The organism is Clostridium sp. AF29-8BH, from assembly GCF_003478145.1.
GTDB classification, from domain to species: Bacteria; Bacillota; Clostridia; order Lachnospirales; family Lachnospiraceae; genus Otoolea; species Otoolea fessa.
Genome location: NZ_QUEL01000005.1, coordinates 39,142 through 54,926 on the forward strand (window position 1 = coordinate 39,142; position 15,785 = coordinate 54,926).

Consider the following 15,785-nt stretch of genomic DNA (forward strand, 5'->3'; position numbering starts at 1 on the left):
GCAATCAATGAACCCCGACGAGATCCTTAATAACCTCCCCGGCAATAATCAGTCCCACTACTGATGGTACAAACGAGATACTACCCGGAATCTGCCGTCTGTCGGTACATTTACGGGCGGTTCCCGGCGGGCAGACACAGTGGGAACGGCAGGAGATTGCCATATCATCGCCCGGAGTCAAGGGTTTCTCTTTCGAATAAACCACTTTCAGTTTCTTGATTCCGCGTTTTTTTAGCTCACGCCGCATGACCTCGCGAGGGGGCAGACGGAAGTCTTATAAATGTCAGTTACCTCAAAGGCAGCCGGATCCAGCTTGTTTCCGGCACCCATCGAGCTGATGATCGGCGTGTGGCTTGCCTCTGCCTGTTCTACCAGCATCAGTTTTCCCGTTACGGTGTCGATTGCGTCGATCACGTAGTCATACTGGGAAAAATCAAATTCCTTCGCGGTATCCGGCATGTAGAATGTCTTGTAGGTGTGGACAACCGCATGCGGGTTGATGGATTTGATGCGTTCCTCAGCGACATCGACCTTGTACTTTCCGATGGTGGAGGTGGTTGCGATGATCTGACGGTTGATGTTGGTTAAGCAGACCTTGTCATCGTCGATGAGATCAAGCGTGCCGACGCCGCTGCGCGCGAGCGCCTCCACCGCATAGCCGCCGACACCGCCGATGCCGAAGATGGCAACGCGGGCTTTCGATAAACGCTCCATGGCATCCCTGCCGAGGAGAAGTTCAGTTCTGGAAAATGAATTTAACATATGATACTCCCTTGTAATATATTCTGTCAGTAGCTTCACAGTCACAACTGTGCTATACTAAATAATAGCAGGCTCTGTTTCTGAACGTTTTTTACCCATCAGTTCGGTATTTTATTGTAAAGGTGCGGTCTGCGTTTGTCAAGAAAGACATGAAGAAACGTAACAAAGTGTGCAAATAATCGTTACTGGGCACGTATGCGTGAACAGTAACAAATAATCAAAAAAAGGTTGACAGATATTGCATAAAGTGATAATATGCCTACTAAGCTGATAGGAAAAAGAAAAGGAGTGAAGATCATGAAAGCAGTCAATGGTTTTGGGATGAATATGATGTGTTGCAGCAATGGTTGTATTTGTATGGATCGATGTTGTTGTCGCATTTGTGTACGCGAAAACCAGAAGGCTGGACTTCGGTAAGCGAGGTTTCCGGGAAAAACGGGTTTCGTGAACCTTTTTATTCATAAGGGTTAAGGATATAGAAAGAGCGCATCCGCGTACACAGAAAAACAAGCAGGACAGGCGGCAGAAAAGCTGGATTGGACGGCGGTAAATGTGTATAGAGGATGGGCTCTTTTCGCATTTTAAACTTCTTTTGAAGCGAGTTTTTCAAATTGGAAAAGAGTTCTGGAAAAAAGAAGAATCTATAGAAATATATAAAAATTAAAAAATATAAAAATCATTTTGAAGCGAGTTTTTCAAATTGGAAAAGAGTTCTGGAAAAAAGAAGAATCTATAGAAATATATAAAAATTAAAAAATATAAAAATCATCACAGATACAGGAGGAAATCATCATGGCAAACATTTATAAGGGAACACTGGGACTGGTAGGAAACACACCGTTAGTTGAGGTTGTGAATGTTGAGAAAGCGCTGGGACTGGAAGCAACGGTTCTGGTAAAACTGGAGTATTTAAATCCGGCTGGAAGCGTGAAGGATCGTATTGCAAAAGGCATGATTGAGGATGCAGAGAAGAGAGGTGTCCTGAAAGAGGGTTCCGTCATCATCGAGCCGACTTCCGGCAATACCGGTATCGGTCTGGCGTCCATCGCAGCAGCGAAGGGATATCGCATCATCCTGACGATGCCGGAGACGATGAGCGTGGAGCGCCGCAACATTCTGAAAGCGTACGGTGCAGAGATTGTCCTGACTGAGGGCGCAAAGGGCATGAAGGGCGCGATCGAGAAGGCAGAAGAGCTGGCAAAGGAGACACCGGGCAGCTTCTTAGCCGGTCAGTTTGTCAATCCGGTCAATCCGGCGGTTCACAGAGCAACCACTGGTCCGGAGATCTGGAATGATACCGACGGAAAGGTTGATATCCTGATCGCAGGCGTTGGTACCGGCGGAACTCTGACAGGTACCGGCGAATACTTAAAATCCCAGAACCCGAATGTGAAAGTCGTAGCGCTGGAGCCGGCTTCCTCCCCGGTATTAAAGACAGGCAAGGGCGGCGCACACAAGATTCAGGGTATCGGCGCGGATTTGTACCGGATGTACTGAACACTAAAATTTATGATGAGATTTTCGAGGCGGAGAATGAGGATGCATTTGCAGCAGCAAAACTTCTGGCACACAAAGAGGGCATCTTAGTCGGCATTTCCTCCGGAGCAGCCCTGCATGGTGCGATTGAGCTGGCAAAGCGGCCGGAAAATAAGGGGAAAACCATTGTAGCGATTCTTCCAGACAGTGGTGACCGCTATTATTCCACACCACTCTTTACAGAGGACTAGGAGTTACTGGGCACGTATGCGTGAACAGTAATGACTAAGAGACTAATTATAGAAATAGGACTTCCCAGAATGCGGGGAGAGTGTTATAATTAATAGAAAATGAGTTACTGGTTACGTGCGCGTGAACGGTAACAAAGCAGCAGAAAACACAGGACCCGTTTGTTTGGCAGAGCACTGTCAGAGCGGATCCTGTGCTTTTGTTTCATTTCATGAGAATTGTGTCTTATTTCTTAAAGAGGATTTTGCAAATAACGGATACAGGAGAATATACAATGAAAACGATTACGATTGAGGAGCTGGAAGCGTTAAAGGATGCGGAGAAGACGATCGTGGACATCCGCCCGCAGGACCAGTATATGCGCGGAACATTTCCGGGGGCGGTAAGCTCCCGGCGTTCCGGCTGGAAGAGCAGTATGAGGAAGAAACAGCCAGGTTAGACAAAATGCATCCAGTGTACGTGATGTGCCATACCGGTGAGAAGAGCCAGGAGTGGGTGCGTCGTCTGACCGGGGACGGATTTGACGCGGTCAATGTGGACGGCGGTTACCGCGCGTGGCTGCGCCTCTCCCTGTCCCGCTTCGTGGGTGAAGAATCCGAGGCGGATCGAGAGGAAAAACGGGCGAGAATTGAGCAGAGTATTATAAAGAAATTCCGCAAGCCGATCTGGCGGGCGTTTACGCGGGCGCTCAACACCTATGATCTGATTCAGGAGGGCGACAAGATCGCAGTCTGCATCTCTGGCGGCAAGGATTCCATGCTGATGGCGAAACTTTTCCAGGAATTGAAAAAACATGGAAAATTCCAGTTTGAAACCGTTTTTCTAGTGATGAATCCGGGCTACAATGCGGATAACTGGAAGATCATCCAGGACAATGCGAAACTTCTCGGCATTCCGCTGACGGTATTTGAGAGCGATATTTTTGACACGGTGGCGACGATCGAGCAGAATCCGTGCTACCTCTGTGCCAGAATGCGCCGCGGTCACCTCTATGCACAGGCGAAAGCGCTGGGCTGCAATAAAATTGCGCTGGGACATCATTTTGATGATGTGATCGAGACGATCCTCATGGGAATGCTGTACAGCGGCAAGATTGAGACGATGATGCCGAAGCTGCACAGCCAGAATTTCGAGGGCATGGAGCTGATCCGCCCGATGTACCTTATCAAGGAAGATGCGGTCAAGGCGTGGCGCGATTACAACGGATTGCAGTTTATACAGTGCGCGTGCCGTTTTACTGAAAATTGCGTGAGCTGCGGAGGCGGACGCGGTTCTAAGCGCGATGAGATGAAGGAATTGATCGCCCATTTCCGCAAGGAGAGCGATGTGATCGAGAAAAATATCTTTAAGAGTGTCCACAATATCAACTTAAAGACTGTGATCGGTTACCACAAGGACGATTGGACATACAATTTCCTGGATGATTATAATGATAAAAAATAACTTGCCGAATGGGGTAAAGTAGAGTAAAATAAAAAAGAGTAATTTACCTGCACGCATGGATCAGCAGAGTGGCAAATCGTGGCGGGTATTTAAAAGGACGTGAAGACAAAATGGGTGATATCAGCAATACACAGTTTTTTAGAGCAGTACAGGAAGAGAAGAAGCTGGAGGCAAGCCAGGTTCTGGAACAGGTATATACAGCGCTGACGGAGAAGGGTTACAACCCGATCAATCAGATTGTAGGATATATTATGTCTGGAGATCCGACCTATATTACCAGCCACAAGAGTGCCAGAAGCCTGATTATGAAGGTAGAGCGTGACGAAATTCTGGAAGAGCTTGTGAAGGTATATATTGAGACGAAGCTTCAGTAAAGAGTGGATGCAGCACGGCAATTAAAAAGCGGAAGAGTAAACAGCTGGCGACAACAGTCCAATATCTGACGGGCTGCCAGCTTGTTTTGTTATGGAGAAAATAGAATATGAGAATTATGGGGCTTGATTTTGGATCGAAGACCACGGGAGTGGCAGTCAGCGATCCGTTAGGCATTACAGCACAGGGGATTGAGACGATCACACGGAAGGATGAGAACAAACTTCGCCAGACCTGCGCCCGGATTGAAGAGCTGATCCGGGAATACGAGGTTGGGACGATTGTTTTGGGGTATCCTAAAAATATGAATAATACGCTGGGAGAGCGCGTTGAAAAGACGCTGGCATTTAAAGAGATGCTGGAACGGCGGACGAACCTTCCGGTCGTTATGTGGGACGAGCGCCTGACGACGAATGCGGCGGAGCAGATTCTGATCGAGAGTGGAGTGCGCCGGGAAAACCGGAAGAGCGTGATTGATAAGATTGCGGCAGTATTGATTTTGCAGGGATATTTGGATTTACAGGCACAAGGAAAAGCGGAAGAATAAATTATCAGTGATAAAAATCAATGATTGAAAATAAAGAATAGAAGGAGAATCATAGAATGGGAAACCTGGATTCAATGTTAGATGAACTGAATAATATGGAAAACAGCATCACGCTGAGGGATGAGAACGGCGAGGAAGTGAAGCTGTATGTCCTGGAAGAGACAAAGTTAAATGGCGAGTCCTATCTGCTGGCAAGTGATACGAAGGACGGCGATGGAGAGTGCTATCTGTTGAGAGATACATCAAAGCCGGAGGATGCAGAAGCAGCTTACGAATTTGTGGACGATGACGGAGAACTGGAGTACATGTCCAAGGTGTTTGCGGAGCTGATGAGCGATCTGGGCGTTGATATCGAATAAAAATCTAAAAATCGAATTTTTGGAGGTGCATTGATTGAAAAAGGAAACAAATCATAATAAGGTAAAGATCATACCGCTCGGTGGTCTGGAACAGATCGGTATGAATATGACTGCCTCGAATATGAAGACAGCATTATTGTAGTAGACTGCGGTATGGCATTCCCGAGCGACGATATGCTGGGAATCGATCTGGTTATCCCGGATGTATCCTATTTAAAGAACAACATTGACAAAGTCAAGGGCTTTGTGATCACGCACGGACATGAGGACCATATCGGCGCGCTGCCGTATGTACTCCGCGATGTTCCGGCACCGGTATACGGCACCAAACTGACGATCGGACTGATTGAGAATAAATTAAAAGAGCATAATATGATGAAGACCGTCCGCCGCAAGGTCGTAAAGCACGGACAGTCCATCAATCTCGGATGTTTTCGGATTGAGTTTATCAAGACGAACCACAGTATCGCAGATGCATCGGCGCTTGCGATCTTCTCCCCGGCTGGTATTATCGTCCACACCGGCGACTTCAAGATCGATTACACACCGGTATTCGGTGAACCGGCGGATCTGCAGCGTTTTGCCGAGCTTGGAAAGAAAGGCGTGCTGGCGCTGATGTGTGACAGTACCAACGCGATCCGTCCGGGATTTACGATGTCGGAGCGCACCGTCGGCAAGACCTTTGATTCGATTTTTGCAGAGCACAAGAACAACCGGATCATCGTTGCGACGTTTGCTTCCAACGTAGACCGTGTCCAGCAGATCATCAATACGGCATACCACTATGGACGTAAGGTAGTGGTCGAGGGTCGAAGCATGGTCAATGTCATCGGCACGGCGAGCGAACTTGGATACATTAATATTCCGGAAAATACACTGATCGACATTGAACATCTGAAAAATTATAAGAAAGAGGATACCGTCCTTATCACGACCGGCAGCCAGGGCGAGTCTCTGGCGGCACTGTCCCGTATGGCGGCAGACCTGCACAAGAAGGTTTCGATTATGCCGGGCGACGTGGTTATTTTAAGTTCCACCCCGATTCCGGGCAATGAGAAAGCCGTTGCAAGAGTTATCAACGAGCTGTCGATGAAGGGCGCAGAGGTTATCAACCAGGATACCCACGTATCCGGACATGCCTGCCAGGAGGAGATCAAGCTGATGTACTCCTTAGTTCGTCCGAAATTCTCGATTCCGGTACACGGTGAATACCGCCACCTGATGGCGCAGCGCAACCTGGCAATCTCAATGGGCATTCCGAAGGAAAATGTCATCCTGATGCGCTCAGGTGATGTGATCGAGATCGGGGACGAGGGCTACCGTGTTGCCGACCATGTACAGGCGGGCGGCATCCTGGTCGATGGTCTGGGCATCGGTGATGTCGGAAATATCGTTCTGCGCGACCGCCAGAACCTGGCACAGAACGGTATCATTATTGTGGTACTGACGTTGGAGAAATACAGCAACCAGCTCTTAGCCGGACCGGATATCGTGTCCCGAGGTTTCGTCTATGTGCGTGAGTCCGAGGATCTGATGGAAGAGGCACAGAGAATCGTGGATGAAGCCGTACAAAGCTGTCTTGAGAAGCACGTGAGCGACTGGGGCAAGATCAAGAACATTATCCGCGACAGCCTGAGTGATTTCCTATGGAAGAAGATGAAGAGAAATCCGATGATTCTTCCGATCATCATGGAAGTGTAGAAGACTGCAAAAGCAGCACGGAGGTGGCATATGAGCCGGACATCTGGGGAACCCCATATCGCAGTATCAATTCTGGACAGTGTGTTCCGGATCGTTTTTCTGGTACTGACACTGTTTCTGCTCTATGAGGGCGTAACGAAGGGCTACTGGCTGGGGCATGAGATATTTAACCCGACCGCAGTTGAGGCAGAGCCGGGAAGAATGAGAACGGTTACCATCGAGGAAAGCGAAAGCACCTCCGAGGCAGGCGAAGCGCTGGAACGCGTCGGTTTGATTCAAAGCCGCGTGGTCTTTGTGCTGCAGGCAAAGATTTATGAATACAAGATATATCCGGGAACCTATCAGTTCAGCACCGCCCAGACTTCTCTGGAGATGCTGAAGGAGATGGATGAGGCGGCAGCTTCTGCCGCCAGCCCGGAGGAGGATAAAAGTGATAGTAAATGACAGAATTACCGCCTATATCCAGTCGTTGGACGCGGGCAACGGACCGCTGCTCGACTCGATAGAGGAAGAAGCGCTGGCTGACTGCGTGCCGATCATCCGCAGGGAGACCTCCGCATTTCTGAAAACACTGATTGCTCTCAAGCGCCCGCAGTCGATTCTGGAGGTAGGAACGGCTGTGGGCTATTCGGCTTTACTGATGAGCCGTGTGATGCCGGAAAACTGCCGGATCACGACGATTGAGAAGTACGAAAAAAGAATACCGATTGCCAAGCGCAATTTTGAAAGGGCAGGAAAAGAGCCGTGCATTACTTTACTGGAAGGCGATGCGGAAGAGATACTGGGGACGCTTTCCGGCCTTATGATTTTATATTTATGGATGCGGCTAAGGGGCAGTATATGCACTGGCTGCCTCAGATTTTGCGTCTGCTGCCGTCCGGCGGCGTTCTTCTGTCGGACAATGTCTTACAGGACGGCGATATCGTGGAATCCCGCTATGCGGTCGAGCGCCGCAACCGGACGATCCACACGCGGATGCGCGATTATTTATATGAACTGACACACATGAAAGAATTTGAGACGTCTGTCATTCCGATCGGGGATGGCGTGGCGTTAAGTGTAAAGCGATAAAAGAAAGGAAAAACATGAGAAAACTGGAACTTTTAATCCCGGCGGGCAGCCTGGACGTCCTCAAGACGGCGGTCCTTTACGGAGCCGATGCGGTCTATCTGGGCGGCGAGGCGTTTGGTCTGCGGGCAAAGGCGAAGAATTTTACGAACGAAGAGATCAAAGAGGGCATTGCGTTCGCCCATGAGCGCGGCGTCAAAGTATATATTACAGCAAATATTTTTGCACATAATGATGATTTAGCCGGTGTGGAAGAATATTTCACAGAACTGAAAGAAATCAAGCCGGATGCGCTGATTATTTCCGATCCGGGTGTTTTTGAGATTGCCAGACGCATTCTCCCGGAGATGGAGATCCATATCAGCACACAGGCAAATAATACAAACTACGGGACGTTCCTTTTCTGGTATAAACAGGGCGCGAAGCGCGTGGTAACGGCGCGGGAGCTGTCCTTGAAGGAGATTCGCGAGATCCGCGAACATATTCCGGAGGATATGGAGATCGAGAGCTTCATCCACGGAGCGATGTGCATTTCCTATTCAGGACGATGTCTTCTCAGCAATTTTCTGACGGGGCGCGACGCGAACCAGGGCGCCTGTACTCATCCGTGCCGCTGGAAATATGCGGTGGCGGAGGAGACAAGACCGGGCGAGTGGATGCCGGTCTATGAAAATGAGCGCGGCAGCTATATTTTCAACTCCCGCGACCTGTGCATGATTGAGCACATTCCGGAGATGGTCGAAGCAGGAATCGACAGCTTCAAGATCGAGGGACGCATGAAGACAGCACTCTATGTGGCAACCGTGGCGAGAACCTACCGAATCGCAATCGACGATTATCTGGAAAGCCCGGAAAAATACCAGTCCAAGATGGAGTGGTATAAGAGTGAGATCCGCAAATGTACCCACCGGGAATACATCACTGGATTTTATTTCCATAAACCGGGTACCGAGTCGCAGGTATACGGAAGCAATACTTATGTAAAACCGTACACCTATCTGGGAACGGTCGGCGCTGTGCGCGGGGATGGCCTGGTTCATCTGGAGCAGAAGAATAAATTCAGCGTGGGAGAGACGATCGAGATCATGAAGCCGGACGGACGTAACCTGCGTGTGGAAGTGAAAGGCATCTTTACTGAGGATGGAACCGCGCAGGAGAGCGCACCGCACCCGAAGCAGCAGCTCTGGGTAGACTTAGGCGGTATGGCAAAGCCGCAGGATATCCTGCGGCGTGAGGACGAAGCGCTGGATTTGTAAAGGTGCGGCTGGATGGACATCAGGAGGATGACAGATGGTTTGGTTTTTAGGAGGAACGGCGGTCCTGTGCCTGTTATATTATATCATAATTGTTATTTATTCAGGTGTTTCGACTTCGTTTGCCTTGATCTGGCCCTGCTTGGCGATCTTTTTGGGACTTCTGGCGGCTGGATGGTGGTTTGGCAGCCAGCATGAGGGCAGAATCCCCGTGTGGATCGGCGTTTCCGTCGGGACAGTATGTGCGGCGGGATTTCTGATTCTGGTGATCACGGAGGTTTTGATCGGCTGGAGCGCCATTACGGCGACGGGACAGCCGGCGGACTATGTGATCGTGCTGGGAGCACGTGTGCGCGGCACCAAGATCAGCAATTCCCTAAAGCAGCGTCTGGATCGGGCGATCGAGTATTCGGAGGAATATCCGAACACGGTTCTGGTGCTTTCCGGCGGAAAAGGTCCGGGCGAGGAGATCAGCGAGGCGCGGGCGATGTACGAATATTTACAGTACAACGGGATTCCGGAGGATAAGCTGCTGATTGAAGACCAGTCCTCCGACACGGTGCAGAACATCGAGTTCAGCCGGACGGTGATCGACCGGCAGGAATACAACAAGGCGCAGGCGGCGCGGGCACACCTGATGGAGTTTTACCGTGAGCGCCCGGACGGCGATACCATCCGGATCGGGATTCTGACGAGCAATTACCATGTGTTCCGGGCGGAGGCGATCGCGCGCAGACAGGAGATCGAGCCGGTCGGTGTGGCAGCTGCGTGCGACCCGGTGCTGGCGGTGCACCTGTGGCTGCGGGAGGCATTTGCCGTACTAAAAGACAAATTTATGGGAAGACTGTAAAAAAAGAAGAAAAAAAGGTGCGATTCAACGTTACTGGTCACGTATGCGTGAACAGTAACGATTCAACAGATGTCTGTATGCGCTGTGGAATCGTTTTAGAGAAAGGAAAGACAGCATGACAGTAAAAGATTTGAAGAGCTATCAGATCCTGAACGAAAAATACGTAAAAGAGCTGAATTCCGAGGGGATTCTTCTGGAACATAAGAAGACGGGAGCGAGAGTGTTCCTACTCTCGAATGACGATGAGAATAAGGTATTCTGCATCGGATTCCGCACCCCGCCATCTGACAGCACGGGTGTGCCGCATATCATGGAGCACAGTGTTTTGTGCGGTTCGGCGAAATTTCCGGTCAAGGATCCGTTTGTAGAGCTGGTGAAGGGCTCCTTAAATACCTTCTTAAACGCGATGACCTACCCGGATAAGACGGTATACCCGGTTGCAAGCTGCAACGACAAGGATTTCCAGAACCTGATGGACGTCTATATGGACGCGGTTCTGTATCCGAATATCTATAAAGAAGAGAAGATTTTCCGCCAGGAGGGCTGGCATTACGAGATGGAGTCGGCGGACAGCCCGATCACGGTAAACGGTGTCGTTTACAATGAGATGAAGGGTGCATTTTCCTCCCCGGAGGGCGTGCTTGATCGCTACACGCAGAACACGCTTTACCCGGATACCTGCTATACGCATGAGTCTGGCGGCGCCCCGGAGGTTATCCCGGAGCTGACCTATGAGGATTTCCTGAATTTCCACCGCAAATTCTACCATCCGTCCAACAGCTTTATCTATCTGTACGGAAATATGGATATGGCAGAGAAGCTGGACTGGCTGGATCGTGAGTATTTAAGCCACTATGACCGTCAGCCGGTGGATTCTGAAATTCACTACCAGAAGCCGTTTGACGCGCCGAAGGACCGTGAGATCTTCTATCCGATCACTGAGGATGAGCCGGAGGATCACGCAACCTACCTGTCGGTTAATACGGTGGTGGGCGACGATCTCGACCCGATTCTCTACATGGCATTTCAGATCCTGGAGTATGTGCTTTTGGATGCGCCGGGCGCCGTTTTAAAGAAAGAACTCATCAGCGCCGGGATTGGCCAGGATATCCTGGGAAGCTATGAAAATGGTATTTTACAGCCATATTTTTCTGTCATTGCGAAAAATGCGGATGGCAGCCAGAAAGAGGCATTTTTAAAGACTGTCAAGGGAACGCTTAAGAAGCTGGCAGATGATGGCATCAACCAGAAGAGCCTGATGGCGGGCATCAACTACTATGAATTCCGCAGCCGTGAGGCGGATTTCGGCAACGCGCCGAAAGGATTGATGTACGGCTTGCAGTGCTTAGATAGCTGGCTGTACGGCGGCGATCCGCTGATGCACCTGGAATATGAGGAGACATTTGCATTCCTCAAAAAAGCAGCAAAGGAAGGATATTTTGAAGAACTGATCCGCAAATATCTCTTAGATAACCCGTTTGAGGCGGTGATCACGGTCAGCCCGAAGCGGGGACTGACGGCGATCGAGGATGAGAAGCTGCGTGAAAAGCTGGAAGCATATAAGAAGAGCCTGGGCGCGGAGGAGATTCAGGCAATCGTGGATGGCACGAAAGAGCTGAAAGAGTATCAGGACACCCCGTCCCCGAAGGAAGATTTAGAGAAGATTCCGCTGTTGAAACGCTCAGATATCCGCAAAGAGGCGGAGAAATTTATCCTGACCGAGCGCGAGATTGGCGGAACCAAGGTGCTGGCACATGAGCTCTTTACCTCAGGCATCGGTTATCTGCGCGTGATGTTCCGTACCGACCATGTACCGTCCAGGGATCTGCCGTATGTGGGACTTTTGAAAGCAGTGCTTGGATTTGTCGATACGACGAAACACACATACAGCGATTTGTCGGATGAGATCAACTTAAATACCGGCGGTATCACGCTCAGCGTCAGCTCCTATGCGGACAGCCGGAAACAGGGCGCGTTTACCGGTATTTTTACCGCGAGTGCCCGGGTGCTGTGCGAGAAGCTGGACTTCGGATTTTCAGCGATCGCGGAGATTCTGCTTGATTCAATCCTTGATGATGAGAAACGTCTCGGCGAGATTGTGGCGGAGACGAAATCGAAGAGCCAGATGCGTTTAAATCAGGCGGCACATTCAGCGGCAGTGATGAGAGCCAGCTCCTATTTTTCGGCAGAATCGGCATTTGACGACTGCACGGGCGGAATCGGCTTCTACCAGTTCCTTGAAGAGACGGCAAAGCACTTTGAGGAGAAAAAGGGCGAGGTGATCGCGAAATTAAAAGAGACGGCGGCACGTCTGTTTACGAAAGAAAATATGCTGATAAGCTACACGGCAGCAGCCGACGATCAGGCAGGGCTTGAAGCAGCGCTTCCGCTTTTAAAAGAACGTCTTCCACAGGGCGACGGAACCGTTTATCCGTTTGAGTGGAAAAAAGAGAACTTAAACGAGGGCTTCATGACCTCCTCCCAGGTCAATTATCTGGCGCGCTGCGGCAATTTCGTGGAGAAAGGGCTGGCATACAAGGGCACGCTGCGGACGCTGAAAGTCATTCTCGGATATGATTATCTGTGGATCAATGTCCGTGTCAAGGGCGGCGCTTACGGCGTCATGAATGGAGCCGGACGGTTTGGCGACAGCTATTTCGTTTCCTACCGCGATCCGAACCTGCGCGAGACGAATGAGGTTTACGAGGGCATCGTGCCGTATCTGGAGCAGTTTGAGGCAGACGAGCGTGATATGACGAAATTCGTGATTGGAACCATCAGCGACCTTGATGCGCCGCTTCTGCCGCCGTACAAAGGCATTCGCGCCGACGCGGCCTGGTTTACCGGCGTGACGGATGCGATGGTTCAGAAAGAGAGAGACGAGATCCTGGCAGTTACCCCGGAGGATATCCGGGAGCTGGCGCCGATTATCAGGGCAGTGCTCAGTGAGCAGAGCATCTGTGCGATTGGAAATGCAGAAAAAGTCAAGGCAAATCAGGATCTGTTTAAGACGGTGAAGAATCTGTTTAACTAAACAAAATGCAAGTGAAAGGAAACAAGATGGCAAATACAGATACAAAAGAGTTTAAATCTGGCTTTGTGACCCTGATCGGGCGTCCGAATGTCGGCAAATCTACGCTGATGAACCACCTGATCGGACAGAAGATCGCGATCACATCTGAGAAGCCGCAGACGACCCGGAACCGTATCCAGACGGTTTACACAGACGAGCGCGGACAGATCATTTTTCTGGACACACCGGGTATCCACAAGGCGAAAAACAAGCTGGGCGAGTACATGGTCAATGTCGCAGAGAATACGTTAAAAGAGGTTGACGTGATTCTCTGGCTGGTAGAGCCGACCACCTTCATCGGGGCAGGCGAGCGTCACATTGCAGAGCGGCTTTCGAAGATCAAGACGCCGGTTATTCTGGTTATTAATAAAATTGATACGGTCAAATCGAAGGAAGAGATTCTGACCTTTATCGCGGCATATAAGGATATTTTGAATTTTGCGGAGATTATCCCGGTTTCGGCTCTCAAAGAGATGAATATCGAGGATGTCAAGAGCAGTATTTTTAAATATCTCCCGGCAGGTCCGCAGTTTTACGATGAGGATACCGTCACCGACCAGCCGATGCGCCAGATCGCAGCGGAGCTGATCCGCGAGAAAGCGCTTCGGATGCTGGACGACGAGATCCCGCACGGCATTGCAGTTGTCATCGACCAGATGAAAGAGCGCCCAAACGGCATCATCGACGTGGATGCAACGATCGTGTGCGAGCGCGATTCCCACAAGGGCATCATCATCGGAAAAGGCGGATCGATGTTAAAACGTATCGGAACCGCTGCCCGGATGGAAATTGAAAATCTGATGGACACGAAGGTCAACCTGAAACTCTGGGTTAAAGTGCGCCGGGAGTGGAGAGACAGCGATATGTATATGAAGAATTACGGATATAACCCGAAAGAAATTTAAGTGAGGGAAGGAAGGGCTGCATGCGAGATTTGATACAGACAACCGGAATGGTGCTTTATGCAGCCCCGGTCGGTGAATTTGATAAACGTCTGATTCTCCTGACGGGAGACCGCGGAAAAATCACGGCATTTGCCCGCGGGGCGAAGCGCACTGGAAGTTTGCTGCGTGCGGCAAGCCGGCCTTTCGCATTTGGAACCTTCACACTTTCTGAGACGCGGGATGCCTACAATCTTTATGGCGCGGAGATCGAAAACTATTTCGAGGGACTTGAACAGGACGTTGAGTGCGCCTGCTACGCCTCCTATTTTGCTGAATTCGCCGAATACTTCGGAAGAGAAGGTCTGGAGGCAAGAGAAATGCTGCGATTACTCTACCAGTCCTTCCGTGCCCTCCTAAAACCCGCACTCCCCAACAAACTTGTACAGCGTATCTTCGAGTTAAAAATCATGGTCATCAACGGCGAATACACCGAAGATCCACCCCTGCGCGCCGGAGACTCCGCACGCTACGCCTGGCAGTACGTCATCTACGCGCCGATCGAGAAGTTGTATACATTTCTTCTGAAAGAAGATGCATTTGCACAATTTGCGGCGAATGTGGAGCGGAATAAGAGGGCGTATGTAGATAAAAGTTTTCACTCATTGGAGATATTGCAGACGATTACATAACATACAACTATCCAGGGAGGAGCTGTTTATATGCCAGAAGCCAAATTCCACCAGAAAATCGCCTGGTTCAATTTCATCTGCTGCCTCATGGTCATCTGGACGCATTCCGGCAACGCGGATCTGTTTTTCCCGGAACTGGGGCAGGACGCACCGTGGTGGCATTTCCAGTACCCGGTCATGCAGGAAATTCTGCGGGTGGACATCCCATGCTTTATCATGCTGTCTGCCTACCTGTTCTACCGGAACTTCACGATGAAGCGGCTGGGAGAAAAATTAAATAAACGTCTGCATTCGCTTCTGGTTCCGTACCTGCTCTGGAATACTATCTACTACGTGGCGTACGTGGCGGCGAGCCGGATTCCGGGACTGCAGACGATCGCTAACCGGACGGATCTGGTGATCACGCCGTCGGGCGCATGGCAGGCGATCACCAAGTACACCTTCAATCCGGTGTTCTGGTTCATGTACCAGATCATCCTGCTGGTGCTGCTGGCACCGGTGCTGTATCTGTTTCTGAAAAATATCTGGACCGGCGCGGCATTTCTGCTGGTGCTGCTTGTGGCACTTTTCAAGGGGGTGGCGCTGCCGGAGCTGAATCTGGACGCCCTGATTTATTATTCCTTTGCCGCCTATGCGGCGCTGCACGGGAGAAAATGGGCGGAGGCGGTATGGTCGTGGAAGCGGGCGGCACTGGGGGTGTGCCTGCTGGCAGTGGGAATCGTGCTCAGCAGGAGCTATTATACCCACTATTTTGTGCCGGGAATCGTTCTCTACCAGCTTCTGGCAGTCATCGGTATCTGGATGATGGTAAACGAGCGCTGGCTGGGAGAAGTCAGACCGTTTATGACCTGCACCTTTTTTATCTATGCGACGCACTTTGTGGTGGTCCGTTTCCTCAATAAGGCGGCGGCGCTGCTATTTCCGGGCAGCCAGCTGGTTTCGATGTTTATGTATGTGTGTATGCCGCTGCTTGCAGTGACACTCTGTTATCAGGCGGCGCGCGTGTTGCGGAGGTACCGTCCGGATATCTGGAAGACCCTGAATGGGGGACGCTGACAA

12 protein-coding genes and 4 pseudogenes are annotated in these 15,785 nt (G+C 50.5%); 15 read left to right on the top strand and 1 reads right to left on the bottom strand.

Going from position 1 to position 15,785, the window contains the following annotated elements:
- Window positions 1–4: 4 nt before the first annotated feature.
- Window positions 5–762: pseudogene (locus DWZ16_RS05100) on the bottom strand (tRNA threonylcarbamoyladenosine dehydratase).
- Window positions 763–1,554: 792 nt separating this feature from the next.
- Here DWZ16_RS05100 and cysK point away from each other — a divergent pair.
- From cysK to DWZ16_RS05170, 15 genes and pseudogenes are all read left to right on the top strand, one after another.
- Window positions 1,555–2,489 (top strand): annotated as a pseudogene (cysK, locus tag DWZ16_RS05105) (cysteine synthase A).
- Window positions 2,490–2,761: 272 nt separating this feature from the next.
- On the top strand, window positions 2,762–2,926 hold the full coding sequence (locus DWZ16_RS16595) for a rhodanese-like domain-containing protein (RefSeq protein ID WP_412694287.1): 165 nt from the start codon (window positions 2,762–2,764) through the stop codon (window positions 2,924–2,926).
- Window positions 2,927–2,931: 5 nt separating this feature from the next.
- Window positions 2,932–3,930, top strand: coding sequence for an ATP-binding protein (locus tag DWZ16_RS05110; RefSeq protein ID WP_412694288.1), 999 nt, complete (start codon window positions 2,932–2,934; stop codon window positions 3,928–3,930).
- A 110-nt stretch (window positions 3,931–4,040) separates the two neighbouring features.
- Window positions 4,041–4,304, top strand: coding sequence for an IreB family regulatory phosphoprotein (locus DWZ16_RS05115; RefSeq protein ID WP_022359731.1), 264 nt, complete (start codon window positions 4,041–4,043; stop codon window positions 4,302–4,304).
- A 107-nt stretch (window positions 4,305–4,411) separates the two neighbouring features.
- Window positions 4,412–4,849: a Holliday junction resolvase RuvX gene (gene ruvX / locus DWZ16_RS05120; RefSeq protein ID WP_118293431.1), complete on the top strand. Its 438-nt coding sequence runs from the start codon at window positions 4,412–4,414 to the stop codon at window positions 4,847–4,849.
- 56 nt (window positions 4,850–4,905) lie between these two features.
- Window positions 4,906–5,208 carry a DUF1292 domain-containing protein gene (locus DWZ16_RS05125; RefSeq protein WP_107001592.1) on the top strand — a complete coding sequence of 101 codons (303 nt, stop codon included), beginning with the start codon at window positions 4,906–4,908 and terminating at the stop codon, window positions 5,206–5,208.
- 34 nt (window positions 5,209–5,242) lie between these two features.
- A pseudogene (locus tag DWZ16_RS05130) lies at window positions 5,243–6,909 on the top strand (ribonuclease J).
- A gap of 30 nt (window positions 6,910–6,939) precedes the next feature.
- Window positions 6,940–7,353 carry an aminodeoxychorismate lyase gene (locus DWZ16_RS05135; RefSeq protein ID WP_118522399.1) on the top strand — a complete coding sequence of 138 codons (414 nt, stop codon included), beginning with the start codon at window positions 6,940–6,942 and terminating at the stop codon, window positions 7,351–7,353.
- Window positions 7,340–7,980 (top strand): annotated as a pseudogene (locus tag DWZ16_RS05140) (O-methyltransferase). The gene DWZ16_RS05135 and the pseudogene DWZ16_RS05140 overlap by 14 nt, the downstream one beginning before the upstream one ends.
- Before the next feature lie 14 nt (window positions 7,981–7,994).
- Window positions 7,995–9,233 carry a peptidase U32 family protein gene (locus DWZ16_RS05145; protein ID WP_118467416.1) on the top strand — a complete coding sequence of 413 codons (1,239 nt, stop codon included), beginning with the start codon at window positions 7,995–7,997 and terminating at the stop codon, window positions 9,231–9,233.
- Between the two features lie 34 nt (window positions 9,234–9,267).
- Window positions 9,268–10,080: a YdcF family protein gene (locus DWZ16_RS05150; protein WP_107001589.1), complete on the top strand. Its 813-nt coding sequence runs from the start codon at window positions 9,268–9,270 to the stop codon at window positions 10,078–10,080.
- A 115-nt stretch (window positions 10,081–10,195) separates the two neighbouring features.
- On the top strand, window positions 10,196–13,114 hold the full coding sequence (locus DWZ16_RS05155) for an insulinase family protein (RefSeq protein ID WP_118481872.1): 2,919 nt from the start codon (window positions 10,196–10,198) through the stop codon (window positions 13,112–13,114).
- Between the two features lie 26 nt (window positions 13,115–13,140).
- On the top strand, window positions 13,141–14,058 hold the full coding sequence (era, locus tag DWZ16_RS05160; RefSeq protein ID WP_118481871.1) for a GTPase Era: 918 nt from the start codon (window positions 13,141–13,143) through the stop codon (window positions 14,056–14,058).
- 20 nt (window positions 14,059–14,078) lie between these two features.
- Window positions 14,079–14,726 carry a DNA repair protein RecO gene (recO, locus tag DWZ16_RS05165; RefSeq protein WP_022359740.1) on the top strand — a complete coding sequence of 216 codons (648 nt, stop codon included), beginning with the start codon at window positions 14,079–14,081 and terminating at the stop codon, window positions 14,724–14,726.
- A gap of 30 nt (window positions 14,727–14,756) precedes the next feature.
- A complete protein-coding gene (locus DWZ16_RS05170; RefSeq protein ID WP_118522400.1) occupies window positions 14,757–15,782 on the top strand; it encodes an acyltransferase family protein in 1,026 nt (341 codons plus the stop codon).
- Window positions 15,783–15,785 lie beyond the last annotated feature (3 nt).

Coding starts and splice junctions, on each gene's coding strand:
- DWZ16_RS16595 (WP_412694287.1), top strand. CDS start 2,762: ATGAAAACGATTACGATTGAGGAGCTGGAAGCGTTAAAGGATGCGGAG.
- DWZ16_RS05170 (WP_118522400.1), top strand. CDS start 14,757: ATGCCAGAAGCCAAATTCCACCAGAAAATCGCCTGGTTCAATTTCATC.
- DWZ16_RS05115 (WP_022359731.1), top strand. CDS start 4,041: ATGGGTGATATCAGCAATACACAGTTTTTTAGAGCAGTACAGGAAGAG.
- DWZ16_RS05110 (WP_412694288.1), top strand. CDS start 2,932: ATGCATCCAGTGTACGTGATGTGCCATACCGGTGAGAAGAGCCAGGAG.
- DWZ16_RS05145 (WP_118467416.1), top strand. CDS start 7,995: ATGAGAAAACTGGAACTTTTAATCCCGGCGGGCAGCCTGGACGTCCTC.
- DWZ16_RS05150 (WP_107001589.1), top strand. CDS start 9,268: ATGGTTTGGTTTTTAGGAGGAACGGCGGTCCTGTGCCTGTTATATTAT.
- DWZ16_RS05155 (WP_118481872.1), top strand. CDS start 10,196: ATGACAGTAAAAGATTTGAAGAGCTATCAGATCCTGAACGAAAAATAC.
- ruvX (WP_118293431.1), top strand. CDS start 4,412: ATGAGAATTATGGGGCTTGATTTTGGATCGAAGACCACGGGAGTGGCA.
- DWZ16_RS05125 (WP_107001592.1), top strand. CDS start 4,906: ATGGGAAACCTGGATTCAATGTTAGATGAACTGAATAATATGGAAAAC.
- era (WP_118481871.1), top strand. CDS start 13,141: ATGGCAAATACAGATACAAAAGAGTTTAAATCTGGCTTTGTGACCCTG.
- DWZ16_RS05135 (WP_118522399.1), top strand. CDS start 6,940: ATGAGCCGGACATCTGGGGAACCCCATATCGCAGTATCAATTCTGGAC.
- recO (WP_022359740.1), top strand. CDS start 14,079: ATGCGAGATTTGATACAGACAACCGGAATGGTGCTTTATGCAGCCCCG.